Here is an 8,437-nt window from a genome sequence, read left to right as displayed (position 1 = left end):
AAGCAGCAAGGTATCCCAACAGAGCAGATTCAAAAGAAAGTCATCAGTCAGGCGATCGTGCAGCGGGCGAAGCAAGACCCGGTGTTTCGGGAACAGTTGCTCGCGTGGGAAAAAACGGCGTCCGATCGCGTTCGCTGTTCGATGATGGGGGAAGCGGTGCGGTATGCTATCACCCTTTTGATCGATTATTAACAGTTAATTGTTAACACTTGAAGCCGGCGACCCGCTAAAGCCGGCATTTGCTCTTCTGCGTCGGAAATTGCAAGCATCGTGCAGCGGGGCAAGCAAGACCCGGTGTTTCGGGCACAGTTGCTCATATCATGTCCGATCAATTAACCATAATATTCCGGTCTGGGCGGGTTTTTGAGAGGGTCAATTATTGGCAGGTATTGTTGGTGAGGGGAGCCCCTACAAAAATCGCGGTCGCTCGACCGGACATGATATCACGTGGGAGAAAACGGCGTCCGATCGCGATCTTTGTTTGACAGGCAGGTCGGAAAAATCAACTCCAGCAAACTTACTACTTGGTGGCATTAACAGCTTTCCGACGATAGCGACGAGCGACAATCCGTTTAGCTAAATCTAAAGCAGCTTCATTTGCAACATAACCGCCACTCTTAAGGGCACGGGCAAGTTTCTGAACTTCGCTACCTGAGACTGGTTTGGAAACTGTATGGAGTAGGTACTTCATTACTAAATCTGATTAACTAATTCTATGGTAACTATCGCTAATTGTGCAAGAATCGCTCTCCCTGGTATTCGCAGAAAAAGCGTTCGTCTTCCCACTTCCTCTGCACCTATATTACCGCTGCGGAGGACTTTTTTGCGTTATTCTAAATTCTAATTGTTGCGAACCCCATCCTTTGTAATTCTTTTTCAAATTCGTCAAATTTTCTATCGATTGCACTTTTTTCTATCACCTCACCCTCAACGGTCACTAATTTATTTCGGAAAACTTTATCCTCCGCAATTAATCTATATTGAGCTTGGTTCACCAAAGATATAGAACCCACTACTGCCAGAAAAAATCTGATCGTCTTGCTTCCAATAGTTGTCATTACAGAAGAGGTACACGCCAATCGATCACCTTGCTCATACTCTTCCGGATTAGCAGCGAAATTTATGTGGACAGTTGTAGGATCTGCATCCAAAATTCGATAAAGATTCTCAAGAGAGTGTTGGGTCTGCATTAACTCACTAATACTTACTAAAACATCACTTTCTGAGATAGATAATTTTTCGCATATCGATGAAGCCATTTCAACAATATTATAAACATCAGACCAATCGTCTATCTCATCACTAACACTAATCTTGAAGGAAAAAGGGGTGCGTTTTTTTGCTTTATCACTAACTTCTAAAACTAAAGGATGAGATGCTTTTTTAAGTAAGGTCAACACCTTTAAGTAACTTTTTAGTTCATTAAGAGAATTTCGCCGCCGCACATCTGGGCAAGGAAATGAATATTTTCGTTCGCCATTTAACGGCTCAAGGATAAGTTCAAACATTGTAGACTTAACTCTAATCTTGCGATATTTCTCCGGCAACGACTTACCAAAAAAATCAGAAAGATATAAGTCAGCACTCAATACTAACTCGGGAGAAAAATCATCTTTTTTAAATTTAAGAACTCCTGGCTCTGGTTTAGCTTCGATACGTAGAATAGCTCCCTCAGAGCTTAACTTCTGATTTTCATACAAAATTCCAAATCTTTTATGATAACCAATACTCTTATCTATATTAACTTCCTGGCGAAGACCTAATGATAGATCAACCATTTCACCAACAGGATCGCTCCCAGACCTTGTAAAAGTAAATTCTCCTTTACCATCCTCAAAGCCAAGTGTATTTAATAATTCATTTTTATCTGATATATACTGGTTTAAAGTGCCTGGAAGAATATGTTTCTCAATGGCTTTCTTTAGGCTTTCGCCTGTTATTTCAGGCAATTGATTATCTATTCTATAGAAAATCTCTATTGTAGGTTTATTTAATCTCTCTGTCGGCTTTTGTTTATCTAATTTTCTAATTCTTTTTAAGGTTTTCTCAATGATATCTTTGCCAACATGAACCAAGTAAACTGCTTGCGCTTCATTCTTACCATCAAACTCAATAAAGCAAAAGAACACAGGGATTGGTGCCTTAATTAAGGTTGCCAAGTTTGATAATTTTATATCTTCTTTTTTGCTTTTGACATCGGTTGACTTGACTTGAATTTTGCACTCTATTGGTGTTGGTAGCATATCTCTTAGTAATACACTACTCGAATCACGAGGGAATTCTACAAAGAAATCCCATCCTCTCTCATCAACTTGGCAACTATTTGCTATCAATCCAACAGAGTCACACCAGTATTTAAAAATACTTTCTCCCATCCGACCAATGTTACGCATATTCTTTAAAGGATTTAAAGTAACTTCTTCATACAGCAGAATCCCGGCGTAGATGCACGCCCCGCAACTTCCAGAGTCACGCCCAAACGCTGAACATCTTTTTTACATTCTAAATTAACAAGGCTATCCGAATTCCACTTCATCAAATTCCGATCGAACTTTCGCTCAGCGTTACTCACCCACCGCAAAGCCTCCGTCGGCTCATGAGTCAAATAGACATCTCCAGAAAAAATGTAGACAAGGAAGGGCGATCGCACGCTAACTATTTAGCAAGGCTGGAAGATCACGCATGATTAATTTTCACCAGATGTCTAAAGGATTGTTTCTGTTTACCAGTCTTGGCTGCGCAGGTGGCGACCCGCTAAGGACCGCACTTGCTCGTCGGTGTCGGAGACTGCAAGCGATCGCAACAACGGCACAACTCCCGGATTTTCGGGATAATGTTCGATAATCGCTTCGAGTGCTGTAAACCTGGGATTGTAAGGAAAAGAACCGTTTTGACTGTCAACATCGCTCAAAGCTCGATCGCGCAAAAACTCAAACATTCCCGGCTCGTCTTTCCATCCCCGCATTAACTCTACCAGGGCGATCGCCCGCACCTGCGAATCTTCATCCTCTTGAGCTCTAATTTTCAGCCACTCGAAAGTTTGAGACTGATTTGTCGACCCCCGGGCTAACTTTTGCAAAGCGATTTGCCTGACAGCGGGACTCTCATCGCCCTGTGCTTTAGCCTCCAGCATCCTCCAAGTTTCAGCACCCGAAAGCCAGTTGCGAGCGACTTCCTGCACGGCAGCTTGCCGCACCAGCGCTTCCCCAGAATCAAGCTGAATTTTCAGCCACGGCAAGGTTTCCGGCTCGTCTAGCCATCGCCGCGCTATTTCCCGCACCAGCACGCTCAGCAAGTGAGAATCCTGCTCAGACTCGACCAGGCTTTTGAGGAAAGGCAGCGTCTCGCCCCGCTGAGACCAGCGTCTTGCTATCTCTTCCACGGCAGTTTCTCGGACGTTCAGGTGTCTGTCTGACTCGGCGAGATTTTGCAACCAGGCAAAGACTTCGAGACTTGCTGACGGCAGTGCGGCGACAGCTTCCACTACTACTTGCCGCACAGTCCAGTAATCCTCGGAATCAGCTATTTTTTGCAGCAGGGGCAGGGTTTCTGGGTGGTCGGGCCAACCTGCGGCTATCTGTTGTAGGGCTATTTCTCGCAGGTCGGCGTCGCGATCGCTCAATGCTATATTTTTCAAAAAAGTTAGAGTTTCGGGGTTCAAGGGCCAGCCAGAGGCAATTGCTTCCACTGCTGACCGCCGGACGCTGGAACTCTCGTCGGACTCGGCGAGATTTTTGAGCAGCGGGTAAATGTCTGGTTCGCCGGGCCAGTGAGAGGCTAATTCTTCTAAGGCTGCTGTCCGCACTTCTTTGCTGCTGTCGGATTCGGCTAGGGTTTTCAGCAGCAGGCAAACGTCTGCCGCGGCGGGCCAGCCCGCTGCCAACTCCCGCACCGCTACTGTTCGCAGGATAGAACTTCCTGTCTGGGCAAGGTTTTGGAGCAGGGACGCCGTGCCTAAAACGCTGTGCCAACGTCTGGCTATTTCTTGCCACGCTGCGACTCGCACTCCCAAATTTTCGTCGTATTCGGCGGCGGTTCTCAGCAACAGTAAGGTATCTGTGCGATCGGGCCAATTAGAGGCTAACTCTTCCAGTGCTGCGGTGCGGACTGCGGGACTTTGATCGAACTGAGCCAAGGCAGTCAGCAGCGGCAAGGTATCGCTCGTGTCTGGCCAACCACAAGCCATTTCTCGCACACAGGTCGATCGCACTGCCCAGCTTCGATCGGATTGGGCGAGGTTTTTGAGCATCAGGTAAATTTCTGGCTGGTCTGGCCAACCGCGGGCTATTGCTCCGACTGCTGTGGCCCGGACTTCGCCGCAATCGCTGGAGTGAGCGAGTATTTTCAGCCAGGGCAGAGTTTGCGGGTCGTTTTTCCAAGTTTGGGCGATCGCGGCGATCGATCGATCGCGAATTTGATAAGTTTCCTGCCATTCTTGAGCGCTTTGATAAAGAATCAGAAAACCCGTGCCGTATTGCGATAACTTTTTTAAAGCCTTTAACAGTTTTTTTTCTGTTGTTTTTTTTACGCCATTTTTAACTTTTAACAGGCATTGCGCTGCTAAAAACAAATTAATAAATTTTTCTTCTTGACCGTTTTGAGCTGTCAAATATTCTATAATTTCGCTGGCTGTTTCTTTGTCGAGCTTGGCTGCAATTTCTCTCAGAACTTCGTGCAAAGATTCGTCCCGCCAGTGCTGGCAGAAAACTTGTGTGTTGAGTTCGCTCCAAGTCAGTAGACCGATTTTGAGTTGCGCGTGGATTAACTCTGCCACTGTCTGGGGATTATTTTCGGAAACAAGTTTTTTTAAGAACATACCGATATCCTGCCCATCGAGTTTGTTTGCATTAAAAATCCGAAACCAGATCCAGTATTAGTTTAGAGTTTCTTAAGCTTTCCTGGAGTAGGTCGCCGATCGACTCCATTTTATACCAAAACTACTTGCTCGGTTGCATCCTCATGCAAAATCCGCCCCTACCCACAGGAATGTTAGGTATTGGCGGATGGCGATCGAAAAATTGAGCAGCGCAATCTAGCTAACAGCTACTTGGACGCGATCTGCTGCCACCCGAACCGTAAAAGTCGGAATTTTTACCGTTTCATCGTCCAAACACTGACCCGTAGCCAAGCTAAAATTCTGCTTGTAAATCGGAGAAGCAACTTTCAAAGTGCCGCTGCGATCGCCCACAAGTCCCCGCGACAACACAAAAGCTTTGCTAAACGGGTCGTAATTGCTAAGCGCATAAACTTCATCCCCGTTTCCCACTCGGAAAACTGCCACTTGTTCCCCTGCAACTAAAGCGCAAACTCCCGTATTCGGGGCGATCGCATCCAGAGAACACACATCTACCCAAGTAGTCACAGTATCCGAAACTTGTAATGATTGAACCATCTTCTTTTCCTGTTAATTTACTTTAATCTCGTTCCCAGTCTCCGGCTGGGAACGTAGGTTTCGAGGCTTTGCCTGACGGATCGAGGAGGCAGAGCCTCCGGGAATTCATTCCCCGGCAGAGCCTGGGAACGAGATTGAACGAGATTAAATTTTGCTCCCTCCCCTGATTCAAGGGCAGGGCTGGGGAGGGGTTATTCCGAAACTCCAGCCAGAGCCTTTTCATATTCGTAAGGAGGCCGCGTTTGTCCCCGTTCCGCAACACGAACAATACTCGGATCGGGCAAATCGGAATTCACAAAATGCTGGAACCGCTGCACCTTTTGTGGGTCTTCAATCGTCGTTTTCCACTCGCATTGATAAGTATTCACTAAATGTTCCATCTGCGCTTCCAGCTCAGCACAAATGCCCAGAGAATCCTCAACAATCACCTGTTTTAAGTATTCAATTCCGCCCTCAAGCTTGTTAAACCAAGTAGCAGTGCGTTCCAATCTGTCTGCCGTGCGGATGTAGAAAACCAAGAATCGATCGATATACTTAATCAAAGTTTCCTTATCGATATCCGTCGCCAGCAAAACCGCGTGCTGCGGCTTAATGCCGCCGTTGCCGCACACATACAAATTCCAACCATTCTCCGTCGCAATTATCCCAAAATCTTTGCTTTGAGCTTCCGCGCATTCGCGAGTGCAGCCAGAGACAGCAGATTTGAGCTTGTGGGGCGATCGCAAACCGCGATACCGCAATTCAACTTCGATCGCCAAACTCGTAGAATCCTGCACCCCAAAGCGGCACCAAGTGCTACCAACACAAGATTTTACAGTACGCAGAGCCTTACCGTAAGCGTGTCCCGACTCAAATCCCGCATCAATCAACCGACGCCAAATATGGGGCAATTGATCCACCCGAGCCCCAAACAAATCAATCCGTTGTCCGCCAGTAATCTTAGTATAAAGCCCAAAATCCTTAGCAACTTCCCCCAAAACAATCAACTTATCCGGCGTGATTTCTCCCCCCGGTATTCGGGGTACCACCGAATAAGTACCGTCTCGCTGAATGTTTGCCAAAAAGTAATCGTTCGTATCTTGCAAACCGACGTGATACTTCTCTAAAATATGGTCATTCCAAGTAGAAGCCAGCATCGAACCAACAGCAGGCTTGCAAATTTCGCAACCCTTACCTTTGCCGTGTCTTTCAATCAATTCCTCAAAGGTTTTAATCTCTTGAGAACGCACCAAATGGTACAATTCTTGACGGGAATATTCAAAATGTTCGCAGAGATGATTTTTGACGGTGAAGCCAGCTTTTTTCATCTCCGACTTGAAGATATCCGTCACCAAAGGCACGCAGCCGCCGCAGCCCGTACCAGCTTGAGTGCATTTTTTGACGCTGGGGACATCAGTTAAATTGCGATCGCGAATCGCTTCACAAATCTGCCTTTTACTGATATTATTGCAAGAACAAATTTGAGCCGAATCCGGCAAACTGTCCACACCCAAGCCAGTAGGTACTCCGCCCGATCGCGGTGGCATTAACAAATCTTCAGGATGTGGCGGCAGAGCAATTTCATTTTGCATGAATTGCAGCAAAGTGCCGTAAGCCGAGGCATCTCCTACGAGAATTCCGCCTAAAATGCGGCTGCCGTCTTGATTTAAAACTAATTTTTTGTAAATGCCTTGGAAAGTGTCAGCAACAACAATTTCTTTAGCATCTGCGGACTTAGCAAAAGCATCTCCAAAACTAGCAACATCCACCCCCAAAAGTTTGAGTTTAGTGGACATATCCGCACCTGTAAAATTGCTTGTGGGACGGGCATCTTGCCCGTCATCCGCTGCACGGCTCAAAATATCTGCCGCTACGCTTGCCATTGTATACCCAGGCGCAACTAAGCCGTATATACGATTTTGATAAAGCGCGCATTCTCCGATCGCATAAATGTCAGGATCGGAGGTTTGGCAGCTATCATTTATGACTATGCCACCGCGTTCTCCTACTTCTATACCGCAACTTATGGCAATTTCGTCACGGGGGCGAATGCCAGCAGAAAAGACAATCATATCTGTTGCTAATTCCGAACCGTCAGCAAACAGCATTTTAGTAACTCTGCCATCTTCGCTAACAATTTCTGTTGTAGATTTGCTGGTGTGAACCGAAACCCCCAACTCTTCTATTTTGCTGCGGAGAATCGCACCGCCAACCTCGTCAACTTGCACGGGCATCAGCCGCGATGCAAACTCAACAACGTGAGTTTTTAAGCCCATATTTTGGAGAGCGTTAGCACATTCTAGACCTAACAAACCGCCGCCAATTACTACACCAATTTTGCAATTTTTAGCGTAATCTGACATCGCTTCCAGGTCGTCAATTGTCCGGTAAACAAAAGTCCCTGTAGCGTCTTTGCCTTTAATGGGCGGTACAAATGGATAGGAACCGGTGGCCAGAACAATTTTGTCGTAGGGAACTTCTAAACCATTGGCTGAAGAGACTGTTTTTTGTTCCCGATTGATGGCTACTGCTTTGTCGCCGATGTGAAGCTTTATGTCATTTGTGTGATAAAATCCAGGTGCAACTAAAGATAAATCTCCCGCTGTTTTGCCAGAGAAAAATCCGCTGAGGTTTACGCGATCGTAAGCAACGCGCGGTTCTTCACAGAAAGTAATTAAATTCCAGTGTGTGGCAGCATCTGAGTTGACCATTAACTCTAGGAACTTGTGACCTACCATGCCATTGCCGATTACAATGAGGTTTTTTTTGGCTGTCATTAGAATCTCTTTTATCCCGTTTATCAGTCGTTGGGTTTATTAATATAAGACTTGATGGTAAAATTTTGTACTTATAGATACAAAAAAGGGATGTTTATGCAGTTGTCGAATAATCTCGATTGCATTTTTGCATGATCTCTGCGATCGGCTTAAGTAGGTGCGCCAGTCGATTTGAGATTTGAGATTTGAGATTTTAAATTTTAGATTTACTCCACAGTTAAGTAGGGTGCGTCAGTCGATTTGAGATTTGAGATTTGAGATTTGAGATTTGAGATTTACTGCGCAGTTA

General features: G+C 45.8%; 6 protein-coding genes and 1 pseudogene. 1 reads left to right on the top strand and 6 read right to left on the bottom strand.

The features are described from left to right. Nucleotides 1-192 (top strand): annotated as a pseudogene (locus E5S67_RS01855) (pentapeptide repeat-containing protein); the annotation flags it as partial. A gap of 328 nt (nucleotides 193-520) precedes the next feature. Here E5S67_RS01855 and E5S67_RS01850 read toward each other — a convergent pair. From E5S67_RS01850 to nirB, 6 genes are all read right to left on the bottom strand, one after another. Further along, nucleotides 521-691, bottom strand: a complete 171-nt coding sequence (locus E5S67_RS01850; RefSeq protein ID WP_172184919.1) for a hypothetical protein — start codon at nucleotides 689-691, stop codon at nucleotides 521-523. A 142-nt stretch (nucleotides 692-833) separates the two neighbouring features. After that, on the bottom strand, nucleotides 834-2,375 hold the full coding sequence (locus E5S67_RS01845; protein ID WP_172184917.1) for a hypothetical protein: 1,542 nt from the start codon (nucleotides 2,373-2,375) through the stop codon (nucleotides 834-836). Nucleotides 2,376-2,407: 32 nt separating this feature from the next. Next, on the bottom strand, nucleotides 2,408-2,650 hold the full coding sequence (locus tag E5S67_RS01840) for a DUF6753 family protein (RefSeq protein WP_339382855.1): 243 nt from the start codon (nucleotides 2,648-2,650) through the stop codon (nucleotides 2,408-2,410). 72 nt (nucleotides 2,651-2,722) lie between these two features. Next, a complete protein-coding gene (locus tag E5S67_RS01835; protein ID WP_172184913.1) occupies nucleotides 2,723-4,816 on the bottom strand; it encodes a HEAT repeat domain-containing protein in 2,094 nt (697 codons plus the stop codon). 216 nt (nucleotides 4,817-5,032) lie between these two features. After that, the gene (nirD, locus tag E5S67_RS01830) at nucleotides 5,033-5,392 is read right to left on the bottom strand and encodes a nitrite reductase small subunit NirD (RefSeq protein ID WP_172184911.1); all 360 of its coding nucleotides are present in this window, start codon (nucleotides 5,390-5,392) and stop codon (nucleotides 5,033-5,035) included. A gap of 191 nt (nucleotides 5,393-5,583) precedes the next feature. Next, entirely contained in the window at nucleotides 5,584-8,148 is a 2,565-nt protein-coding gene (gene nirB, locus E5S67_RS01825; RefSeq protein WP_172184909.1) for a nitrite reductase large subunit NirB, read from the bottom strand. Nucleotides 8,149-8,437: the final 289 nt, after the last annotated feature.

The sequence above is a fragment of the Microcoleus asticus IPMA8 genome (assembly GCF_013179805.1).
Taxonomy (GTDB): Bacteria; Cyanobacteriota; Cyanobacteriia; order Cyanobacteriales; family Microcoleaceae; genus Microcoleus; species Microcoleus asticus.
Note: the sequence above shows the minus strand (reverse complement) of the source record. Positions and strands in the feature narration are given on the sequence as shown.